This window comes from Micromonospora sp. CA-240977, assembly GCF_050942285.1.
GTDB lineage: Bacteria > Actinomycetota > Actinomycetes > Mycobacteriales > Micromonosporaceae > Micromonospora.
This window is the reverse complement of record NZ_CP192055.1, coordinates 5,230,297-5,252,073: the sequence shown is the minus strand read 5'-3', so window position 1 is coordinate 5,252,073 and position 21,777 is coordinate 5,230,297. Positions and strand designations below refer to the sequence as shown.

Annotated in this window: 17 protein-coding genes; 5 read left to right on the top strand and 12 right to left on the bottom strand. The window is 71.5% G+C overall.

Annotated elements, in window-relative coordinates:
* The 9 genes from ACQPWW_RS23740 to ACQPWW_RS23700 all read right to left on the bottom strand — a co-directional run bounded on the left by ACQPWW_RS23740 (position 1) and on the right by ACQPWW_RS23700 (position 13,435).
* Entirely contained in the window at positions 1-969 is a 969-nt protein-coding gene (locus ACQPWW_RS23740) for a carbohydrate ABC transporter permease (RefSeq protein WP_433125642.1), read from the bottom strand.
* Positions 970-1,036: 67 nt separating this feature from the next.
* Positions 1,037-2,341, bottom strand: a complete 1,305-nt coding sequence (locus ACQPWW_RS23735; protein WP_433125640.1) for an ABC transporter substrate-binding protein — start codon at positions 2,339-2,341, stop codon at positions 1,037-1,039.
* Positions 2,342-2,419: 78 nt separating this feature from the next.
* Positions 2,420-3,451 (bottom strand): LacI family DNA-binding transcriptional regulator, encoded by a 1,032-nt coding sequence (locus tag ACQPWW_RS23730; protein WP_433134510.1) that lies wholly within the window; start codon positions 3,449-3,451, stop codon positions 2,420-2,422.
* Between the two features lie 1,191 nt (positions 3,452-4,642).
* Complete coding sequence (locus ACQPWW_RS23725; RefSeq protein ID WP_433125639.1) at positions 4,643-5,551, bottom strand: amidohydrolase family protein; 909 nt, start codon at positions 5,549-5,551, stop codon at positions 4,643-4,645.
* Positions 5,548-6,357 (bottom strand): metal-dependent hydrolase, encoded by an 810-nt coding sequence (locus ACQPWW_RS23720; protein ID WP_433125638.1) that lies wholly within the window; start codon positions 6,355-6,357, stop codon positions 5,548-5,550. Before ACQPWW_RS23720 ends, ACQPWW_RS23725 begins: the two co-directional genes overlap by 4 nt.
* Before the next feature lie 102 nt (positions 6,358-6,459).
* Entirely contained in the window at positions 6,460-8,076 is a 1,617-nt protein-coding gene (locus ACQPWW_RS23715; protein ID WP_433125636.1) for a protein kinase domain-containing protein, read from the bottom strand.
* Between the two features lie 119 nt (positions 8,077-8,195).
* Positions 8,196-9,935: a protein kinase domain-containing protein gene (locus ACQPWW_RS23710; protein ID WP_433125634.1), complete on the bottom strand. Its 1,740-nt coding sequence runs from the start codon at positions 9,933-9,935 to the stop codon at positions 8,196-8,198.
* An 83-nt stretch (positions 9,936-10,018) separates the two neighbouring features.
* The gene (locus ACQPWW_RS23705; protein ID WP_433125633.1) at positions 10,019-11,353 is read right to left on the bottom strand and encodes a glycosyltransferase family 4 protein; all 1,335 of its coding nucleotides are present in this window, start codon (positions 11,351-11,353) and stop codon (positions 10,019-10,021) included.
* A gap of 138 nt (positions 11,354-11,491) precedes the next feature.
* Positions 11,492-13,435, bottom strand: a complete 1,944-nt coding sequence (locus ACQPWW_RS23700) for an amylo-alpha-1,6-glucosidase (RefSeq protein WP_433125631.1) — start codon at positions 13,433-13,435, stop codon at positions 11,492-11,494.
* 42 nt (positions 13,436-13,477) lie between these two features.
* Here ACQPWW_RS23700 and ACQPWW_RS23695 point away from each other — a divergent pair, with 42 nt between their 5' ends.
* Complete coding sequence (locus ACQPWW_RS23695; protein WP_433125629.1) at positions 13,478-16,183, top strand: MGH1-like glycoside hydrolase domain-containing protein; 2,706 nt, start codon at positions 13,478-13,480, stop codon at positions 16,181-16,183.
* 147 nt (positions 16,184-16,330) lie between these two features.
* Here the strand turns inward: ACQPWW_RS23695 and ACQPWW_RS23690 are convergent, their stop codons facing one another.
* On the bottom strand, positions 16,331-16,987 hold the full coding sequence (locus ACQPWW_RS23690) for an HAD family hydrolase (protein ID WP_433125628.1): 657 nt from the start codon (positions 16,985-16,987) through the stop codon (positions 16,331-16,333).
* A gap of 97 nt (positions 16,988-17,084) precedes the next feature.
* Between ACQPWW_RS23690 and ACQPWW_RS23685 the strand changes: the two genes are divergently transcribed.
* Together ACQPWW_RS23685 and ACQPWW_RS23680 are read left to right on the top strand one after the other, a co-directional pair.
* The gene (locus ACQPWW_RS23685) at positions 17,085-17,885 is read left to right on the top strand and encodes a hypothetical protein (RefSeq protein ID WP_433125627.1); all 801 of its coding nucleotides are present in this window, start codon (positions 17,085-17,087) and stop codon (positions 17,883-17,885) included.
* A gap of 75 nt (positions 17,886-17,960) precedes the next feature.
* A complete protein-coding gene (locus ACQPWW_RS23680) occupies positions 17,961-18,428 on the top strand; it encodes a hypothetical protein (protein WP_433125626.1) in 468 nt (155 codons plus the stop codon).
* Positions 18,429-18,433: 5 nt separating this feature from the next.
* On the opposite strand, the gene ACQPWW_RS23675 is transcribed toward ACQPWW_RS23680, so the two are convergent.
* Together ACQPWW_RS23675 and ACQPWW_RS23670 are read right to left on the bottom strand one after the other, a co-directional pair.
* On the bottom strand, positions 18,434-18,928 hold the full coding sequence (locus ACQPWW_RS23675; RefSeq protein ID WP_433125624.1) for a GNAT family N-acetyltransferase: 495 nt from the start codon (positions 18,926-18,928) through the stop codon (positions 18,434-18,436).
* 182 nt (positions 18,929-19,110) lie between these two features.
* Positions 19,111-20,304: a low temperature requirement protein A gene (locus ACQPWW_RS23670; RefSeq protein ID WP_433125623.1), complete on the bottom strand. Its 1,194-nt coding sequence runs from the start codon at positions 20,302-20,304 to the stop codon at positions 19,111-19,113.
* A 141-nt stretch (positions 20,305-20,445) separates the two neighbouring features.
* On the opposite strand from ACQPWW_RS23670, the gene ACQPWW_RS23665 reads away from it, so the two are divergent.
* Together ACQPWW_RS23665 and ACQPWW_RS23660 are read left to right on the top strand one after the other, a co-directional pair.
* Positions 20,446-21,063 (top strand): TetR/AcrR family transcriptional regulator, encoded by a 618-nt coding sequence (locus tag ACQPWW_RS23665; protein ID WP_433125622.1) that lies wholly within the window; start codon positions 20,446-20,448, stop codon positions 21,061-21,063.
* A 68-nt stretch (positions 21,064-21,131) separates the two neighbouring features.
* Positions 21,132-21,710 (top strand): TetR/AcrR family transcriptional regulator, encoded by a 579-nt coding sequence (locus tag ACQPWW_RS23660; protein ID WP_433125620.1) that lies wholly within the window; start codon positions 21,132-21,134, stop codon positions 21,708-21,710.
* Positions 21,711-21,777 lie beyond the last annotated feature (67 nt).

The window sequence follows — 21,777 nt, the reverse complement described above, 5'->3', positions numbered from 1 at the left end:
TCAGATCCCCCGGTCCCGGCGCTCGCTGCGCGCCTGCATCCAGATGAAGACCACGGCCACCAGAACGATGATCAGAGTCAGCACCGTGGAGATCGCGGAGCCGTAGCCGACCTGCAACTTTTTGAAGAACGTGTAGTACGCGAAGTACGACGGCACGTTCGTGGCGTTGTCCGGGCCGCCCCGGGTCAGGGCGAAGATCGGCCCGAACACCTTCAGCGCGGCGATGGTGCAGGTCAACGCCACCACGAACGTCTCCGGCCGGATCTGCGGGAGGGTGATCGCTCGGAACCGGTGGAGCCAGTTCGCCCCGTCGACCTCGGCCGCCTCGTACAACTCGGGGTCGACCCGCTGGAGCGCCGCCATGAACACGACCACCGGGTAGCCGATCTGCACCCAGATCATCACCGCCATCACGGCCGGCAGGGCGGTGCCCGGGTCGCCGAGCCAGTCGTGGCGTAGCGCGCCGAGACCGACCGCGTCGAGCAGGCTGTTGAACGCCCCGTCGGGGCGCAGGATCCAGCCCCAGACGATGCCGGCCACCACGACGGGCAGCACCTGCGGAAGGTAGAACGCGGCCCGCAGCGCGGCGGCGGTGCGTGGCTTGAACCGTCGACCGATGACGTCGAAGAGCACGGCGGCGAGCAGCAGCCCGAGCACGGTGGGCACCACCACCATCGCCACGATCATCCAGACGGTGTTGCGGAACGACGCCCAGAACACGTCGTCCTGGAGGAGGTGCCGGTAGTTGTCCAGGCCGACCCACCGGGGGTCGCCGATGCCGGACCACTTGGTCAGCGACAGGTAGAGGGTGCCGAGAAGCGGCGCGCCGATGACCAGGACGAAGAGCACCGCTCCGGGGAGCAGGTAGAGCCAGTACGCCGCGTCGCGGCCGCGGCGTCTGCGGCCGGGCGGGGGCGGGGTGGGCGTCGCGGCCGGCGGTGTGGCGGCGACGGTCTCGGAGACTGCCATGGAAGATCCTTCCCGGCGGGGCGGGCGGGCGCGCCGGTCGTGCCGGTCGCGCCCGCCGCTCGCCGTGTCACTTGCTGGTGATCTCCTTGACGCCATCGGCGTACGGCTTGGCGATCGTGTCGAGGACCTGGTCGGGCGACTTGGACCCGTTGATCAGGCCCTGGAAGCCGGAGACCAGCACGTCGTAGTAGCCGGGGACCGGCCAGTCCGGGTAGAAGGCGAGCCCGTCCTGCTTGCTGACCGTGTTGAAGTCCTCGATCAGCTTGCGGTCCTTCGGGTCGCTGATCTTCGACGCGTCGGCGGCGATCGGGACACCACCGTTGTTGCCGATCAGGTCCTGGATCTCCGGACGCAGGGTGATGTCGATGAAGTCGTAGGCCAGGCTCTTGGCCTTGCTGTTCTCCGGAACCACCCACAGGTTGCCGGAGGAGCCGGCCTGGAGGGTGTTGCCGGGGAAGAGGAACGTGTCCCAGTTGGCCTTCATCTCGGTCTTGAACCGGCCGTACCACCAGCTACCCGAGACGATCATCGGGACCTTGCCGCCGATGAAGGCGGTGCCCATGTCCTCGGCCTTGAGGCTTGCCGAGTTCTTGGCCACGTAGCCCTTGCGCACCCACTCGGCGAAGGTGTCCGCGCCGTACTTGAGGGGGTCGGCCTTGAAGTCGACAGGGTTCTTGTAGAGCTGGTAGTTGTCGACGAACTGCCTGTCGCCCTTGGAGAGGGCGAGCTGGTAGAAGAGCTGCCCGGCCGGGTACTCGGCGCCGGCCATGCCCAGCGGGGTGACGCCCTTGCCGACGAAGGTGTCCATCGCGGCGGTCATCTCGGCCATGCTGGTCGGCACCTTGACGCCGTTCTGCTGGAACAGGTCCTTGTTGTAGTACACAGTGACGTACTCGCCGTAGTTCGGCACCCCGAACCACTTGCCCGAGCCCATCACACCCTTGTCGCTGTACCGGGCAGTGGTCTGCAGGCTGGGGCTGAGCTTGCCGGCCCAGCCGCGCTTGTCGGCCTCGGCGCTCAGGTCGGAGAGCAGGCCCTGGGTGGAGAGCAGGCCGGCGGTCGCGTTGCCCTTGTTGTACTCCATGATGTCCGGGCCTTCGGACGAGTTGATGATCATGCCGGCGTTCTGTTGGATCTGCTCGAACGCCTTGCGCTCGAAGCGCACCTCGACGCCCGGGTGCTCGGACTTGAAGATCTCGATCGCCCGGTCCCAGCCCACCCCCATCGCGCTGTTCTCGCTCTCGTAGTGCCAGAGCTTGAGGGTCTTGGCGTCGCTGTCGTCCCCGTTGTCGCCCCCGCCGCAGGCGGCCACGGTGGTCGTCGCGGTGGCCGCCAGGGCGATCGCGGCGACGAGCCGATGGAATCGCTGCATTAGCATCCTCCTCGTTGAGTATCTAGCCGGTACTTCACGAGGCCCGTCGTCGCGTTGCCGCGCGGCGGCGGGCCGTTCCTACTTGTCAGCCCCCATGAGTTGGCGGCTTCGTGGTGCGGCCGTCGAGCCCCGGATCTCCAGCGAGCACGGCAGCAGTTGCTGGTGGAGCCGATCGCCGGCGCCGTCCAGGTGGCGCACCAGCGCCTCGATCGCCATCCGACCCAGTGCCGAACCGGGGGACGTCATCGCGGTCAGCGCCGGGGTCGCCAGCTCGGCCACCTGCGGCGAGGTGACCATCGAGACGACGGAGACGTCGTCGGGCACCGACAACCCACGGCCGGTCAGCTCGCCGAGAATGCCGAAGATCGCCGTCTCGTTCATGGCCAGCACGGCGGTCAGCTCCGGCGTCCGCGCGAACGCGTCGGCCAGGGCCGCGCGACCGCCGGCGGCGCTGTCCTCGGCCGCGATCATCACCGGCTCGAGGCCGTGTCCGGTCATCGCCGCGACGAAGGCGTCCCGGGTCCGCAGCGCGGGCCCGTAACCGCTGGCCAGCGTCGCGGCCGAGTGGTTGACATAGACGATCCGCCGGTGCCCGAGGCCGACCAGGTGCGCGACGGCCTCCCGGACGGTCTGGTCGAAGTCGATGTCGACGTAGGAGAGCGCGCTGGTGTCGCCGGTCCGACCGATCAGCACCAGCGGTACACCGGCCTCCTGGAGCACCGTGACCCGCTCGTCGGCGAGCTGCACCTCCATCAGCACGACGCCGTCGAGCATCCGCTGGGTGGCCAGCCGCCGCAGGTCGTCCAGGTTGCCACCACCGACCGGCGACAGCACCAGGTGGTAGCCGGCCGCGCTGGCCGCCGACGCGGCGCCGGTGACGAAGGCGGTTTCGGTGGCGCCCAGGCCACGCTCGTCCATCGGCATCAGCAGGCCGAGGATCCGGCTGCGCCGGCTGGCCAGGCCGCGGGCCATCGCGTTGGGCTGGTAGTCGAGCTCCGCCATCGCGGCGAGCACCTTGTCCCGGGTGGCCTGGGAGATCGGCCGGGCGCCGGTGAGCACGTACGACACGGTGCTGACCGAGACCTGCGCGAGGCGGGCGACGTCGTGCATGGTGGCCACGCGTACCTCCTCCGGCCGGGGGTGGGATCGCTCCCGCCGCTTCGTCGAAACGCTTCGACGAAGCGGTTCGACAGGACGCTAGGCCACCTGTTACGGCGACGTCAATAGCCGATGTCGAAAACAATTCAGCGGTCACGCGACAGGCGTGCCGTCGCTCCCACTCAGCGCGTGCACCCGCGCCGTAGCGGTGTCTCCCGGTGCTTCTCGCACTGTCAGCGTCGCGTGTTTCCGCGCTGGAGTGCCGCGCCCCGCCCTGCCGCGCCCCGCCCTGCCGCGCGGCGCCCCGCCGCGCCGCGCCCTGCCGCGCCGCGCCCCGCCGCGCCGCGCCCTGCCGCGCCGCGCCCTGCCGCGCCGCGCCGCGCCGCGCCGCGCCGCCTGCTCGTTGCCGAGCGCCCCGCGTCTTTCGCTCCGCGTCTTCGTGCCGTTCGCCCCGATGCGGGCGTCCCGCGCGCGGGCGTCCCGGCGGGGGATTCCTCAAGATCGTGCTCAATCCCTGTTGTAGTCCCCTCGGGCGGTTACGGAGGCCACTACAACAAGGATCCAGCACGATCTTGGAAGCAAGGGCAAGGGCAAGGGCAAGGGCAAGGGCAAGGGCAAGGGCAAGGGCGAGGGCGAGGGCAAGGGCAAGGGCAAGGGCGAGGGCAAGGGCAAGGGCGAGGGCAAGGGCAAGGGCAAGGGCAAGGGCAAGGCAAGGCAAGGCAAGGGCAAGGCAAGGGCAGGGCAAGGGGCGCAGCGCGGTGGGCGTGGCGGGCGCCGCGAGATCGCCGGGCAAGATCCGCGCAATATCAGGGATGTTGCTGCCTCCCGAGTGCCGGAGGCAGCAACTTCAGGGAAGTTGCGCGGGGCCCGGGTGCCGGGGCGCCAGGGTGCGGGGGGCGCGGAGGTACGGGCGCGGGGTGCCGGGGCGCGCGATGCGGTGCGGGGCGCCGGGGGTGCGGGGCGCCGGGGGTGCGCGATGCGGTGCGGGGCGCCGGGGGTGCGGGGGTGCGGGGGTGCGCGATGCGGTGCGGGGTGCCGGGGGCGCGGGGTGCGGGGGGTGCGCAATGCGGTGCGGTACGGGCGCGGGGCGCGGGGTGCGCGATGCGGTGCGGGGTGTGCGGAGCGGGGCGGCGTGCGGAACCGCCGAGGGGTGGGCGGAACCGCCGAGGGCAGGGTGCCGAGGGCGGGGGTTGAACGCGCGGGTCAGGTCAGGTCGAACAGCGCGGCGGCGTTGTTCCAGCAGACCGCGCGCAGCCAGTCGTCGCCCAGGTCCAGCCGGGCCAACCCGGTGAGTTGGTCGGCGTACGGGTAGGGGATGTTGGGGAAGTCGCTGCCCAGCAGCACCTTGCCGGACAGTCCCAACTCCCGCAGCCGGGGCAGCTCGTCGTCGGGGAAGGGGACGAACTGCTCGAAGAAGGGCGTGAAGGCCATTGTGGTGTCCAGTCGGACCCGCTCGTACGCCTCCGCGAGATCCAGGAACGCCCGATAGTCCGGGGCGCCGAGGTGCGCCACCACGGCGGTCAGCCGAGGATGGCGGGCCAGCAACTCGCCGAACTGCTCCGGGCCGGTGTGCGCGGTGCCCACGGGCGCGTGGCCGGCGTGCACCACCACCGGCACGCCCGCGTCGGACAGCGTCCCCCACACCTGGTCCAGCGCCGGATCCGTCGGTGAGAAGCCCCCGACCTGGACGTGCACCTTGAACACCCGGGCCCCGCCGGCCAGCGCCGCCTCCACGTACGCGGGCGCGTCCGGTTCGGGGAAGAAGGTGGCCGAGGGCAGGCAGCCCGGGGTGACCCGGGCGAAGTCCAGCGACCACCGGTTCAGGTCCGCGGCCATGCCCGGCCGGTGGGCGTACGCCAGGGCGGTGAACGCCCGCACGCCGAGACGGTGCAGGTACGCGACCCGCTCGGCGTCGCTCCACCGGTACCGGATCGGCCACTCGGTGCCGACCAGTGGTCCGGCCGCGTCGAAGTACGCCCAGATCCGGCGCAGCAGGCGCGGCGGTAGGAAGTGCACGTGCACGTCGGCCAGCCCGGGCAGCCCCAGTGCGTGCCAGAACTCCGGCACCCGCGCGTCGGCGGCTGGCGGCGGCTCCGGCGCCGGGTCGGTCATATCTCGATGTCGAACCGGCTCAGCACCGAGGGCGCGATCAGGCCGACCGTGGCGAGCGCCGAGACGACGGTCAGTGCGATGCGCATCCCGACCACCTCGGCCTTGCTGCCGACCCGCAGGGCGATGCTGTTCGGTAGGCCGATCATCATCCACATCCGCCGCTTGATCGGGATTGGCCAGAGGATCGGCACGCCCGCTCTGGTGATCATGTCGCCGAGGATGTGCACGAAGCAGCCCACGCCCAGAGCCGTGCCGATCAGCGGATAGCCGCGGCCCCCCGGCAGGTTGGCGAAGGTGAACCAGGCCGCCCCGGCCGAGGCGAGGGTGATGATCACCCACCCGGCACGTTCGGCCCACTCGTCGAACAGCCCGCGCATCGCCAGGCCGAACATGAAGAACAGGATGGTGATGACCGCCCACTTGCCGTACGCCGCGCAGAGCGCGGTGGTGCCCCAGCCGATCAGCAGGGTGAACGGCAGCGTGTGGGTCAGCGTCCGGTGCCCGTTGTTGCGGCGCGGGTCCCTGCTGAGCTTCGTGGCGTAGTAGACCCCGAGCGAGATCTTCTCCATCACCTCGGCGGCGAAGAGCGAGAAGACGCCGAAGGTACGCGCCACGGTGGCGCCACCCTGGTTCTTTGTCACCTTGCCCGACATGTCGAGGTCGGGAAAGAGCGCGCCACCGGCGCACACCGCGGTGCCCACCGCCAACGCGAGCGGCGACTGGTGATAGTCGGCGAACTGGTCCAGTGCCCAGGACCCGGCCAACCACGCCGCCGCGCCGGACAGCGCGTGTTGCGGTCCCATCATCTCGGCTCACCCTCCCCAGGGATCTTGAGCGCCAAAACTACGCCACTGTAGTCAGCGTCGGCGCCGCAGGGGCATCACCCGGACAGTCCACATCGGACCGGGTCACATCGCGGGGGTGAAGCTCTGCCGGATCATCGGCAAGTATGCCGCGTTGACCTGCCAGTCGAACTCTTTTGTCAACCACGAGACGGTGTAGGAACGGTCGGCCGAGGTGTTGGCCAGCAACCGAAAACTGTGCAGCTTGTCGCCGGCGGCGTTCTCCCAACCGCACTCCCAGACCGCGCCGCCCTCGAAGATGTCCATCGCGGAGATGTCCACCCTGAGGTAGTCGGTGAGCAGCGCGTCACCGGTGGTGAGCCGCGCCTCCTCGGCCTTCCAGTACGCCACGGGGTCGGCCCGCGCCGGCCCTGCCTCGACACTGAGCACCCGGGCGCCGCCCTGCTCCCGGAAGCAGATCACCGCCCCCTCGGTCCACCGCGTCCAGCCCACCGGCACGGCGATCCGAAACCCGGTCGGGTCGTCGTGCCACGTCCAGCCCTCGCGCAGTCGGTACGGCGCGTCCGCCGGGCGCGACATCGCGACCACCGGAGTGGCGCTCGGCGGCGGTGGCGCCGCGCAGGCGAACGCGGCCGGTCGGGCGGTCGGCGCGCCGCCTCCGGACCCCGACGGTGGTGTCCGTTCGACGTCGCGGTCGACAAGTGCCAGCGTTACACCCGCGGCGACGAGCAGGGCGGTCGCCGCCCCGCCCAGGACGAGCAGACGTCGCCTGCCCGGCCGGTTACCCGGCGGGCGGGTTGGTGACGGTTCATCGCCGGGCGGGGCGGCCCGGTCGGGCAGGACGGTCCGGCTCGCGCCGCGTACCGCGGCCACCGCCGAGGACCGCGGCGAGTCGACCGGCTGGCGGTGGGCCGCCGCGGCACTGCGCAGCAGCGGCTCCACCTCGGCAGCGGTCAACCGCCGCCAGGGGTCGCGTTGCAGCAGGCCGGTGAGCGCGGGGCGCAACGGACCGGCGCGGCGCATCGGATCCGGTGGGTCGGTGGCCAGCGCGCTGAGGGTCGCCATCGCGCTGGACCGGGCGTACGGCGACTGCCCCTCGACCGTCGCGTAGAGCGTCGCGCCCAGCGACCACAGGTCGGTACGCGGATCCGACACCCCTTCGCGGGCCCGCTCCGGCGCGACGAACTGCGGCGAGCCGAGCACCGTGCCCGGCCCGGTCATCGCACCCTCGCCACCGTCGAAGGTGGCCAGCCCGAAGTCGGTGAGCACCACCCGACCGTCGTCGGCGACAAGCACGTTGTGCGGTTTCACATCGCGGTGCAGCACCCCGGCGGCGTGCGCGGCCCGCAGCGCGGCGAGCACCGCCAAGCCGATCTGGGCGGTGCGCTGCGGGCTCAGGGGCCCCTCGGTGTTGATGATTTCCTGCACCGACCGCGACGGCACGTACTCCATCACGATCCACGGGCTCTCCCGGTCGTGGACCACGTCGTAGATGCGGACCACATTGGGGTGATTGAGCCGGGCGGCGGTGCGTGCCTCGCGCAACGTCCGCAGCCGCGACTCCTCGCGTTCGGCCTCGGACAGCCAGGACGGCGGCACGACCTCCTTCACCGCGACGTCGCGATGCAGCATCTCGTCGCGAGCAAGCCACACCCGACCCATCCCGCCGGTGCCGACCAGGTCGAGCAGCCGGTACCGACCCGCGATCAGCAACTGATGCACGGACGCTCCCCCTCGGTCACCCCGAGTTACACGATAGCCACCGGTGCTGGCATTCTCATCCGCTGAGCGGCCTCGATCCACGCCGGACGGACGTCCGGATCATGGCCATACGGTGCAGGTCAGCGGGGTGGTCGGAAACTTTTTCGCACCACTGCCCAGTCGGCGTCGGCCGCCGCCCAGTCCTCGTCCGCGGTGATCCAACCCAACGTCCAGGCGTCGGCGCCGGCGACGAGTTGTCGCGCGTGCAGCAGTGGCCCGTCCGGTGCCCTCCAGCGACACTCCCACTCCGCGCCGCCGTCGATCGTGGCGAGCCGGATCTCCTGGTACTCCGGCAGTGCCCCGGCCCCGGCCGCCGCGTCGCGGACCGCCCGCAGCCCGGCCAGCGGCTCGGCGGCGCCGCCCGCGGCGACGCTGAACGTTCGGCCGGTCGCCGGGTCCTGGAAACAGGCCACCACCCCGTCGCGGGAGTAGTGCCAGGTCGCCGGCACGGAAACGCGGAAGCCGGCGTCGTCGGCGTGCCAGACCCAGCCGGACGGCGGCCGGAACCGTTCGCCGGAGGCCGCCGCGCCGGCCGGCACGGGCGCGCCGCCGATGTCCGGGCGGACGCAGGCGAACGGTGGTGGGGCCACACCGGGCCCACCGCGTGGCGGCCGGTGACGGTCGGGGCCGGGACCGTAGGGGCCGTCCCGGCCGCCGCCGTCCGGCGGGGCGTACGGGGGTGGGCCGGAGGGCCGGGCGGCGGTGTCGGTGGGCTGGTCAGCGGTGACGGCCAGCGCGGTGGCGACACCGGCCGCCACGGCCACCAGGAGTGACACGGCGACAAGCGCGGCCCGCCGCGTCGCGCGGCGTCCCTTCGCTGCGGGGAGCACCGGAGCCTCCCCGCCCGGTCCGGCGGCCGGACCGGGCGGGGGTAGCGGAATGGTCAGCTCCTGGTCGGCCGACTCGTCGGCCCCGGCGTGCGCTTCGCCCGTCGCCGGGCCGAGCCGGCCCGCCGACCCCGACGCTGACGACGCCGACCCCGACGCTGCCCCCGACGCCGGGGGCGGCTCGGTCTCACCGGTCGCGGCCCGGACCAGTAACTGGCGGGCCGCGTCGTGGTCGAGGCGGTCGTGCGGGTCGCGGCGTAGCAACCCCGCGAGTACCGGCGCGAGCGCCCCGGCGTGCGGGGCCGGGTCCGGCGGTCCGGCGGCCAGTGCGCTCAGGGTGGCCATCGCGGTGCTGCGGGCGTACGGGGAGCGGCCCTCCACGGCGGCGTGCAGGGTCGCCCCGAGGGACCACAGGTCGGCGGCGACAGTGGACGCCCCCTCGGCGGCCCGCTCCGGGGCGACGTACTGGGGGGAGCCGAGCACCATGCCGGGGCGGGTCGTCACGCCGTCGCCGCCGTCGAAGGTGGCCAGCCCGAAGTCGGTGAGCATCACCCGCCCGTCGTGCGCCACAAGCACGTTCTGGGGTTTGATGTCGCGGTGCAGCACCCCGGCGGTGTGCGCGGCGCGCAGCGCGTCGAGGATGGCGAGGCCGATGCGGGCGGCGTGGGACGGCTCCAGTGGCCCTTCGGCGTCCACCAGGTCCTGCAACGTGCGGGACGGGACGTACTCCATCACGATCCACGGATTACCGTCGACCGGAATGACGTCGTAGAGCCGGACCACTGCGGGATGGTTGAGCCGGGCCGCGGCGCGGGCCTCCCGCAGGGTGCGCGAGCGCAGTTCGGCCCGTTCGTGGTCGGCGAGCCACGTCGGCGGAACGATCTCCTTGACCGCGACCTCGCGGTGCAGCATCTCGTCGTGGGCCAGCCAGACCCGACCCATGCCCCCGCGCCCCACCAGGTCGAGCAGCCGGTACCGACCGGCGATCAGCACCTGCGCACGCTCCTCCTCGGCCGCTGTCCGGGCTACACCCTAACCAGCGGATCGGAAGTCACCTATCGGTAGTCCGACTCGGCTCAGCACGCGGCGTGGTCGACGCGCGCCAGCAGGTTGCCCTCCGGGATGGCGATCCGGGCACGTCCACCAGCGAGTCGGGCGGAGGCGCGCCGGGCCTGGAGCGGGCCGTGCTCCCGGCGGGCGGCGGCGTAGCTGGCGGCGGTGCGGGCGGCGATCGTGGCCCACCCGTACTGCTCGCCGACCATGGTGCGGGCGCGGCGGGCCACCCGCCGGGCGAAGACCTCGTCGTCGAGCAGTTGACCGACCGCGCCGGCGAGCGCGTCCGGGTCGCTGTGCGGGAACGTCACCCCGGTCACGCCGGACTCCACGATCTCGGCGAGGCCTCCGGTGCGGGCCACCGCCAGTGGCGCCCCGGCGGCTGCCGCCTCCAGCGCCACCATGCCGAACGGCTCGTAGAGGCTGGGCACCACTGTCGCGTCGGTGGCGCCGAGCATCGCCGGCAGTTGGGTGGAGTCGAGGAAACCGGTGAACCGGACGGTCGAGCAGAGCGCCAGCCGTCGGGCCTGGGCTTCCAACTCGGGCCGGTACGGGCCGTCGCCGGCGATCACCACGCGCAGACCCGGGTGCCGCTCGCGCAGCCGGGGCACCGCGTGCACCAGGTGCTGGACGCCCTTCTCGTAGACCAGGCGTCCGGCGTACCCGATCAACGGGCCGTCCCCGGCGAACCGGGCGCGGGCCGACGCGACAGCGCGCGGACGGGCCCGCCAGGCCCGGCCGTCGACCCCGTTGGGCACCACGTCGACCTGCGGGGCCGGGATGTCGAACAGGGCCTTCACCTGCTCGCGCATGTACCCGGAGCAGACGATCACCCGGCCGGACTCGCTGCTGAGCCACTGCTCGACGCCGTGGATGGTGCGGTTCATCTCCTCGGGCAACCAGCCCTGGTGCCGCCCCGCCTCGGTGGCGTGCATGGTGGTGACCAGGGGCAGGTCCAGGTGCTCGGCCAGGCTGATGGCGGTGTGGGCGACGAGCCAGTCGTGGGCGTGGATGACGTCGTAGGCGCCGGCCTGGGTGGCGCGCAGCGCGGTGCGGGTGAGGGTGTGGTTGAAGGCCATGGTCCAGGCCAGGAGGGAGCTGGTGGCGAGGGGGAAGGTGACCGGGTCTTCGGGGGCGCGCAGGATGCGGACGCCGTCGGCGTACTCCTCCATGGGTGCGCCGTCGGTGTGGCGGGTGACGACGGTGACCTCGTGGCCGGCGGCGGCGAGGGCGACGGAGAGGGCGTGCACGTGCCGGCCGAGGCCGCCGACGAGCACCGGCGGGTACTCCCAGGAGAGCATCAGCACCCGCAGTTGCCGGGCGGGGTGAATGTCGATCACGTGGGCGTCGGGTGACATGCGGCCCCCTTTGAGTTGTCCCCGGGCGCGCGCCGACCGACACCGGAAGTCGATGTCGCCGTCGCGTCTGGATCGGGGCCAATCCTGCCGGGATCGAGATAACCGGCGGCGACACCACCGTTGCGGTCGTGTAAAGCGCTACTGGCCCTTCCGGCGCACCCGCAGCAGCTCGGCCACCGACCACGCCTGGAATGGGCAGCCGGTCGCGGCGTGCGGCGCGAGGCCGTCGGCCGTCTCGCTTACCGAGCCTAATCCATATTCGGTCAGATGTGACTCAATCCCAACGAACGTGTCATCGACTGACATCTTCCCCCGGCGGGCGGCGTCGACGTACGGGCCGAGCAGCCACGGCCACACAGTGCCCTGGTGGTAGCCCCCGTCGCGCTCGGCGGGGCCACCCCGGTGCCGGCCCACGAACTCCGCCGAATCCGGGGCGAGACTGCGCGGCCCGAGCGGGGTGAGCAGCCCGTCCGCGACGCGACGCAGCGTCGCCTCGTCCGGCTCCAGCGGCGCGAACGGCAGAGACCAGGCCAGCAACTGGTTGGGACGCAACGCGTCGTCGTCGTGTAGGGCCGCGCCCCCGAGCGGGTACGCCGGCGCGGGCGCGTCCAGCACGTCGTGCAGCCAGCCGGTCGGCGCCGGAAAACGCTCCCGGAACGAGGCGGTCGCCTGCCCGTGCCGACGCCACAGCTCGTGCGCGTCCTGCCCGGCCAACTCGGTCAGCTCGGCGAGCCCGGCCAGCCCGTTGATCCACAACGCGTTGACCTCGACCGGCTTGCCGGTACGCGGGGTGACCGGCACCCCGTACACCCGGGCATCCATCCAGGTCAGCGCGGTGCCGGCGGCACCCTGGCTGAGCAGCCCGTCGGCCGGGTCGACGGCGATCCCGTACCGGGTGCCCGCCACGTGGGCCTCGACCACCGCACGCAACGCGGGCAGCAACTCGTCGCCGAGATCGGTGTCGCCGGTGACCGTGACGTGCCGGCTCACCGCGTGCAGGAACCACAACGTCCCATCGACGGTGTTGTACTCCACCCGACCGGTGTCGGCCGTGTTGGCCAGCATGCCCTCGGACAGCGTCGCCGCGTACGACCGCAGCAGCGCCCGGCCCAGGTCGGCCCGACCGGTGCAGAGGAACAACCCCTCGTACGAGATCATCGTGTCCCGGGACCAGGCCCCGAACCAGGGGTAGCCGGCGACCACGTCCACCGCCGCGTCGTTGGTGCGCACCACGAACGCGTCGGCGGCCAGCGCGAGGGTGGCCGCCACGTCGTCGGCCGGTTTCGCCGTCGCCACCACCTGCCGGTTGCGCCGCCGGGCCGTCGCCACGATCTCCTCCGCCGCTGGCGGCTCCAGATCGAGCGGATCGGCCCAGGCCCGCACCGACACCGTGTCGCCCGGGCGGTCCAGCTCGCCGACGAAACGCCCCGCGTACCAGAGGTCCTCGTCCGGGTGCAGGCCCCGGTGGGCCTCCTCGCGGTGGTGCACGCCCAACCACCACTGCCCCTCGGGCGCCCACCCCGGGCCGGCCAGCCGGTACGCGCCCTCGACCACCGCGCCGCCGGCCACCGACTCGACCTGCGGGGTCGGGCCGTCGGCCCGCCGCTCGCCGTGCGCGTCGCGCCAGGTGCAGGCGGCGGACAACTCCAGCCGGACCGGCCCGCCGGCGATCAGCCGGTGCACCACCGCCACGCAGGAGCGGCCGGGCAGCATCGCCACCTCCCGCTCGATCACCACCGCGCCGATCCGCCACCGCCACCGGGGCAGCCCGTCGACCAGGTCGAAGCGTTCCAACAGCTCGAAGCCGCGCGGGTCCACGTCGCCGGAGGACCACTCGTGCGCGCCGAGCCGCACCCGCGCCCCGGACGGCAGGGTGACCGCCGGATCCAGACTCACCAGTCCCACCTGACGGGACGCCGGGGTTTCGCCGGGAACCACCAGCAGACCGTGGTACCGGCGGGTCCGCAGCCCGGCGACCGTGCCCATCGCATATCCGCCGAGACCGTCGGGAACCAGCCACTCCCGGCTGGCCGCGCTGGTCAGATCGCCGCACAGCTGCGGGCCGAAGCGAATGTCAATCAACTTTCCTCCACCGGCGGCGGGGTGTAACACGCCACGACGAGAATGGCCGCTGTGGTCAAGTACCGCGGCGACGTCAAAGATGTGCACGTGATCACTGACCGATCGTCCTCCGACGCCTCGCCACCCGACGCCGAGCGGCTCCGGCTCGCCCAGGCCGACTCGGGGGAGCAGGACTGGCGCGCATGGGGTCCCTATCTGTCCGAACGGGCGTGGGGGACGGTACGGGAGGACTACAGCGAGCACGGTACGGCCTGGGACTACTTCCCGCATGACCACGCGCGGTCCAGAGCCTACCGGTGGAACGAAGACGGGATGGCCGGCGTCTGCGACGAACGACAGACGTTCGCCTTCGCCCTCGCGCTGTGGAACGGCGAGGACCCGATCCTCAAGGAACGGATGTTCGGCCTCGGCGGCGACAGCGGCAACCACGGTGAGGACGTCAAGGAGTACTGGTGGTACGAGGACTCCACGCCCACCCACTCCTGGATGCGCTGGCGCTACCACTACCCGCAGGCGGCCTTCCCGTACGACGAACTCGTCGCGGTGAACGCGTTGCGGGGCCGCGACGACACCGAGTACGAGCTTGTCGACACCGGGATCTTCGACGACGACAGGTACTGGGCGGTGACCGTCGACTACGCCAAGGCGTCCCCGACCGACCTCTGCATGGTGGTGACCGTCACCAATCGCGGCGACCGGGCGGCGACCCTGCACGTGCTGCCCACCCTGTGGTTCCGCAACACCTGGGCCTGGGGCCTGCCCGGCGGCGACCGGATTCCCCGGCTGACCGGCCAGGGCACCCGACTCGTCGGCGAGCACCGGGTGCTCGGCCAGCTGCTGCTGGAGGGTGACGGCGGTCCGGTGCCGCTGCTCTGCGACAACGACACGAACGCCGAACGGCTCTGGGGCCTGCCCGGCCGCTCGCCGTACCCCAAGGACGGCATCAACGACCACGTGGTCAACGGCGCGGCCACCGTCAACCCCGCACGCGAGGGCACCAAGGGCGCGTTGCACTACGTGCTCGACGTGCCGGCCGGCGGGCAGCGCCAGATCCGGCTGCGGCTGACCCGTACCGCGTCGCCACCTGCCGCCGCTCCGCCGCCCCCGGCCGATCTCAGCGAGGGTTTCGAGGCCGTGGTGTGGGCGCGGCGGGCCGAGGCGAACCGGTTCTTCGCCGGGGTGATCCCACCGGCGGCCACCGCCGACGAGGCGCTTGTCGCCCGGCAGGCCATCGCCGGGCTGATGTGGGGCAAGCAGTTCTACCACTTCGACGTCAAACGCTGGCTCGAAGGCGATCCGGGCTCCACACCGCCGGCCGGGCGTCGGCACGGGCGCAACAGCGCCTGGTGGCACATGACAAGCTTCGACATCATCTCCATGCCCGACCCGTGGGAATATCCCTGGTACGCGGCCTGGGACCTGGCCTTCCACTGCGTGAGCATCGCCCGGGTCGACCCGGGCTTCGCCAAGGAGCAACTGCTGCTCCTGCTGCGCGAGTGGTACCTGCACCCCAACGGGCAGATCCCGGCGTACGAGTGGGCGTTCGGCGACGTGAACCCGCCGGTGCACGCCTGGGCGGCGCTGAAGGTGTTCGAGATCGACGGCGGCCGGGACTTCGAGTTCCTGGGTCGGGTGATGCACAAGCTGCTGCTCAACTTCACCTGGTGGGTCAACCGCAAGGACACCGGCGGCAACAACGTCTTCGAGGGCGGCTTCCTCGGGCTGGACAACGTCGGGCCGTTCGACCGCTCGGCGGCGCTGCCGGTGGCCGGCGTGCTGGAGCAGTCCGACGGCACCGGCTGGATGGCCATGTACGCCCTCAACCTGCTCGACATGGCCATCGTCCTGGCCGAGCACGACCGGACCTGGGTGGACACCGCCACCAAGTTCTTCGAGCACTTCCTCTACATCGCCGCCGCCGCGTACGAGCAGGGGTTGTGGGACGACGAGGACGCCTTCTTCTACGACGTGCTGCGCCTCGCCGACGGCACGAAGGTGCCGCTGAAGGTCCGTTCCGTCGTCGGGCTGCTGCCGTTGGCCGCGACCACCCGGCTCACCGCGAAGACCCTGCACCGTCTACCGGAGCTGGGCGCGCGGTTGCGCTGGTTCCTCACCAACCGCCCGGAGTACGCGCAGGTGATCGGCACCCGCCGCCTCGGCCCCGACGGCCGGCAGCAGCGGCTGCTGTCCATGGTCGGCCCGGAGCAGGTGGTCCGGCTGCTCGCCCGGATGCTCGACCCCGACGAGTTCCTCTCCGACTTCGGCCTGCGGACGCTGTCCCGCGCGCACCTGGACAAGCCGTTCTCCGTCACCCTCGGCGGGCAGGAGTTCTCCGTCGGCTACGAGCCGGCCGAGTCGACGAGCGGCCTGTTCGGCGGCAACTCGAACTGGCGCGGACCGATCTGGATGCCGACGAACTTCCTGCTGATCAGCGCCCTACGCGACTACGCGGCGTTCTTCGGCGACGACCTCCAGGTGGAATATCCGACCCGCTCCGGGGTGAAACGCACACTCGACGAGATCGCCGACGACCTCTCCGCCCGGCTGATCTCGCTCTTCACCCAGGACGACTGGGGTCGACGGCCGATCTACGGTGCCGCGCAGATGTTCCAGACCCACCCGGACTGGCGCGACCTGATCGCCTTCCCCGAGTACTTCCACGGCGACAACGGGGCCGGCCTGGGAGCCTGGCACCAGACCGGCTGGACCGCCCTGGTGGCCGACCTGATCCTCACCCTGCGCCGCTGACCTTCCACCCCGGCGCCGCGCGCTGCGTCCGCGCCCCCGCGTAGTCCGGGGCCGCCCGGCCATGATCGTGCTCGATCCATGTTGTAGTGGTGTCCTTGCGTCCGGAGGCCACTACATCCTCGATCGAGCACGATCATGCGCGCTGCGCTAAACGCTTGCGGCGTTGTGTTTGGCAACCAGGCTCGGAAGCTCGTCAAGCGAGTCGATACGGAAGAGGCACTGCGCGGCCACGTCGGGGAGGTCGAGGATGTGACCCCACGGGCCGCGCCGGATCAGGCACGTCCGCATCCCGATCTCCTGGGCCGGGCGTACGTCGTTGTCGGGCCGATCGCCGACGTAGAGGATCGCCGACGCGTCGCCGCCGCCGGCCTGGACGACCCGCTCGAAGAAGGCAGTTGACGGCTTGGCCACCCCCCAACCGTGCGACGTGCCGATCACGTCCACGGGGAGGTCGAGTGCGCGGAGGGTCGCCTCGGCGTGCGCTGGCTGGTTGCCGGCCAGGCCCAGGAGCAGGCCCTGCTCCTTCAGGGCGGTGAGGCACCCCCGCGCGTCGGGGTAGAGATCCTCCTCGCCGAACGACTCGGACCTGCCCGCGGCGGCCCGCCGCTCAAGCTCGGTGTCGAGGTCGAAGTCGGGCCGGAAGGCCCGGAAGGTCTCCTGGTAGTCCAGACCTCGGGCGATCACCGCGCCCAGGACCGCCGAGAGCGTGTGCCGTGGCACGCCGAACCAGTCGGCCCAGGTCGCGAACTCACGGGACTCGTCGAGAATGGTCCCGCCAACATCGAAGAAAACTGCGTTGATCACTGCGCCCCCGTCACGGTCGTGATGTCGGTGGAGCGTAGCCGCGGTCGTCGTTTGTGGACACCAACGAGGAGGGGCACTCACGTCGTACCGTGTGCCGGTGCATGTACCGGACGACCCGACGGTGTCGGCAAGGGTGGCCCGCTTCCTCGGCACGCACGGGGAGCGGTGGCCGCGCACCCCGGTCGAGCAGGTCCGGCGGTTGGCGAGCGCGGACGGACCGGACGGGCCGCTGGCCGTGGTGCCCGACGAGTTGGTCGCGGTCGCCGTCGCGTTCGAGGAGCGATTTGGCGGGCTCGCCTACCGGCTCGAGACCGACGGCAACCACATGGAGTACGGACTGGAGGGTGAGGCGTACTTTCGGTGGACCGCCGAACACGGGTGGATGTTCCCGGCAGCCGTCGACGGGGCCTGGACGTGGGGTGTCGATGTCCTGCTCGACGGGCGGACCGCCATGGCCCCGGGTGAGTGGCCGTACCGGCTGATCGACCGCGCCGTGGAGCAGCGGCTGGAGAAGCACGCGCTCCTGGCGGAGGTACGGCTCTGGCCGCACGTCACGCTCACCTACGAGACCGCGACCCTGGTGCCGCCGACGATCACCCTGACCGGTGTCCCTGAGGTACGTGAGGCCACCGGTCCCGCCGACCGTTGGTGGTACGACGGCGAGGTGGCGGCACACCTCTCGCTCCAAGGCTGGCCCGCGGGGACGGACCACTGGGTGTTGCGCTGTTTCTCCCGAACAAGAGCTGGGTTGTCCGGCGTGCTCGACAGGCTCAGCGCGGTCGGCGAGTTGGACGACTGGTGCTCGGTCTGCGGCCGGGCCCTCCAGCCGTCGTTCCATTCGTACGTGCCCCAGGGCGGTGAGCCCGGCCTCTGTCTGCCCTCACCGGTAGCCCGCTGACGTGTGCTCTGCCCACGTTTCCCGGCGCCGGTCGACGGCAGCGAACGTGTCGACCATTCACTATCGTGAAGGTCCATGGGGGAGTCGGCCCAGCCGGTGGGTGAGGTGCTCGTACTCGGGCAGTCCCGGGTCTGGCCCGCCGTCGCGGTGCCGGGCTTGATCGTGATCGGAGTGATCGTCGGCGCGGTGCTGCTCGACTGGGTCAGTTGGGGCGGGTTGGTGCTCGGCGTCGCGTCGATAGTTCTTGCGTTCGTCCACCGGCGCAACGCGGTGTTGGCTGACGACACCGGGCTGCTGGTGCGCGATCGGGGCGGCCTGCGGCGCTCGTACGCGTGGCCGGAGATCGAGCGGATGGGCTGGCAGAACTCCGGGATGTGGGGGAATTCCCTTGTGGTGTATCCCCGCGGTGGCCCCTACGACGTACCGGGACCCAACGCGTCAGTCACCGTGGCACGCATCTGGCGACCGATACGCGCACACCTCGCCGACCCGATGCCGGCGCTGCAACGGACGCACGGCATCAAGACGATAAGCGAGCCCTGACCCGCTCAGGGGCGACCCGGCTGATGATTCATGATCAGCCGCAGCGTCCGGGCGGCCGTGGGTGCGAAACCCAGGGCGCGGTAGATCGACTCCCCGTCCCCGCTGGCCTTCAACTCGATCACCGTCACTCCACTGTGGTGATACCAGTCCAGTAGGGCCTCCAGGCAGGCCCGGGCGTAACCGCGGCGGCGATGGTCGGGGTCGGTGGCGACGTTGAAGACGTACCCGGTCGCACCGCTGGGGTTGATCGGGCCGCCGAGTCGGTGCTCGATGACGCCGACCACGCACGCCGCCAGCTCGTCGGGCACGGCTGGCTTGTCGACCACGTACGCCGCCAGCGACCCCTCCGGATCCGCGAGGCGTCGCCGCAGCGCCCGCAGGGCTTCGTCCTGCCACGGGCCGGGCTCCGGTGCGCGCCCGTCCATGGCGGTCAGCAGCACCCCGCGCAGCCGCACCAGTTCCCGGGCATCGTCGATTGTCGCGCGGCGTACCGTGATCACACGCCAGACCCTAGGGCCTCTTCCCATCCGTTGTGGCTGCGCGCCATCTCGATGTGCTGGTGGGCGGTATACCTCAGAGGTATGAATATGACTCTCAGGTATACCGTTCACTACCGCATCCGCCCCCCACGGAGGCGAGCGACTGCCGACCACAGCCCGAGCCAGGGTTGTGAACTACTCGTCTAGTAGGGCGGGGTGGGCATCTCCGGTGCGCGCCGACGTGATCGTAAGGAGTCGGCGCCAACCACGGCGAGCAGCACCACGGCGGTGGCGACGCCGGCGCTGAGCGGGTTGAGGTGTGGCGTCACCGGCACCAGCAGGCCGAGGGCCAGCAGGCCAGCCGTCCGGGATCGGGAGACCCGGGCGAAGACCTGGTATTCGAGGGCCATGCGGCCGGCGAGGAAGAGCGCCGGGCCGCCGAGGATGGCGGTGAGCCAGGCCGCCGGGAGATGCCGGAGTGGCTCGGTGATGGCCAGTTCGAAGCCGACGCCGGTCAGTACGATCCCCGCGATCATGATCAGGTGGGCGAATGCCATGTCGGTGGCGAGTCGGGGGGCGTCGCGGGAGTGGCTGATGGCGGCGTCCAGGAGTCCTCCCGCGACGTGGAAGTAGATCCGCCACAGCAGGACGGTGGTCGCCAGGGCGAGGAGGAAAGCGCCCGTCTGTTCGGCGTGGAACTCGCTGCCGCTGAACGCCAGCCCGATGACGAAGATCGCCTCGCCGAGGGCGATGAGCAGGAACTGTTGGTACCGCTCGGCCAGGTGCTCGGCCGCGATCGCCCGGACGCCGAGCCGCCGCGCGCCGAGCCGCGGCGTCGGCCAGCCGAGGAACAGGCCGGCGTAGTCGATAAGCACGGCGACGGTCCAGAGTGGGCCTCGGACGCTTCCCTCGGCGGCCAGGGCACCGATGACCCAGAGCGGCGCGCTCATGCCGAGCCAGAACAGGACCCGGATGGATTGCCGAGGATCCGGTCGGCCGTGCCCGGCGACGTGGAAGTAGATCACCCGGCCGATCTGCAGGCTCACGTAGGTGATGGCGAACAGGGGTGCCCGCGCGCCGAAGCCGTCGGGCACCGCTACCGCCATCGTCATGGCGCCGACCACCGTCATCACGATGACGACCTGGACGATCGGCGCCTCCGGGTCCAGCCAACTCGTCGACCAGGCGGTCAACGACCAGACCGCCCACAGCGCCAGGAACAGCAGCAGGGCCTGACCGAGACCCGCGTACGCGCCCCGCTGGCCGTCGGTGAAGTCGCTGATCAGCCGCGCCGAGATCCGGGTGAGGGCGAAGACGAAGACCAGGTCGAGGAAGAGTTCCAGGAAGCTCGCTCGTTGCCGACTGGCGGCGCTGCGCACCAGCCCTTCGTCGCTCATCGGTCCGCCACGGGCCGGTGCCGTCGAACGACCACGTGCCCTCCCGTCGTGGTGATCCCCTCACCCAACGAGCGACGGTCGGCGGTGGCACGTGGGGGCGAAGGAATCGACCTGTTCGCCTTACGGTTGTAAGGTTATGCCGTGACCACACCGAGCACGCGGGCTCGCAACAAGCGCGGCGAAGGCGCCCAGCTGCGCGAGGAAATCGTCAGCGCCGCCGGCAAACTGCTGGACGGTGGCGACTCGCAGAGCGTGACGCTGCGGGCGGTGGCCCGGGAGGCCGGCATCTCGGCACCGTCGATCTATGCGCACTTTCCGGACCTGGACTCGATTCTGCTGGTGGTCGCCCAGCGCGCGTTCGCCGCCCTGGAACAGGAGTTGGCCGGGCCGGACGACCCGGATCCGGCCGAGCGGCTGCGAGCCATCAGTGCGGCCTACCTGACCTTCGCCCAGCGTCAGCCGCACCGGTACCGACTGATGTTCGGGGCGGTCGGGGACGCCAGCCAGGCCCGCGACCGGACGCCGGCGGTGGCGGACGACCTCGCCGTGCTCGGCATGGGAGCCTTCGAGTTCATCCACCGCACCGTCGCCGAGTGTGCCGCGAAGGGGCTCTCGACAAGCGCGGATCCCTTCGCCGACGCGACGGCGCTCTGGGTGGGGCTGCACGGGCTCGCCCAACTCCAGGTGGCGACGCCGCTGTTCCCCTGGCCCTCCCACCTGCGGGAGGCCCTCATCGGTCGGCTGGCACTACTGGTCTGACCGGCCCATACAGTCGCCAATCCGTCACCAGGCGACTGCGTCCGGTGTTCGCCCCTACGCTCAACTGCGTGCCCGGACCTGCCGAGAAGGCCACCGAACAGGACCGGCGTGACCTCATCGTCACTGTCGCGCGCGAGCTGGCCGAGGCGGAGGGCTGGGCGGGGGTGAGCACCCGACGGCTCGCCGAGCGGGCCGACATCGACGTCGGCGACCTCTACCGGCACTTCCCGGATCTTGACGCACTCCTCGCCGCAGTGGCCGTCTGCGCCTTCGCCGACCTGGCCGCCGATCTGGCCGAGGCGCACGCGGAGGCCGTCGGCAGCCCCGAGGGGGCCTGGCCGGCGGTCGCGACCGCGTACCTGGACTTCGCGTACACGTTTCCGGAGGTCTATGACGCGATGCTCGCGCTGACCCCCGACCTGGCCCTCGGCGTCGATGGCGTCCCGGCCGCGCCGCGGGCGGTCTTCGCCGAGCTGCGCGCGGCACTGACCCCGCTGGCCGAGGGACGTGATCCGGACACCCTCGCCGAGGTCGGTTGGAGCCTGCTGCACGGCGTGGTGATGCTCACCCGGGGCGGTCGACTCCGACCGGAGGGGCAGGAGGAACGCGAGGTGTTGATCGCCCAGCGGTTGCTGCGGTGGCCGTGACTGACGAACGCCACGCCGAGACGGTTCACGCAGGAGCCCGAAATCCAACGGCGATCTCCCGCCTATC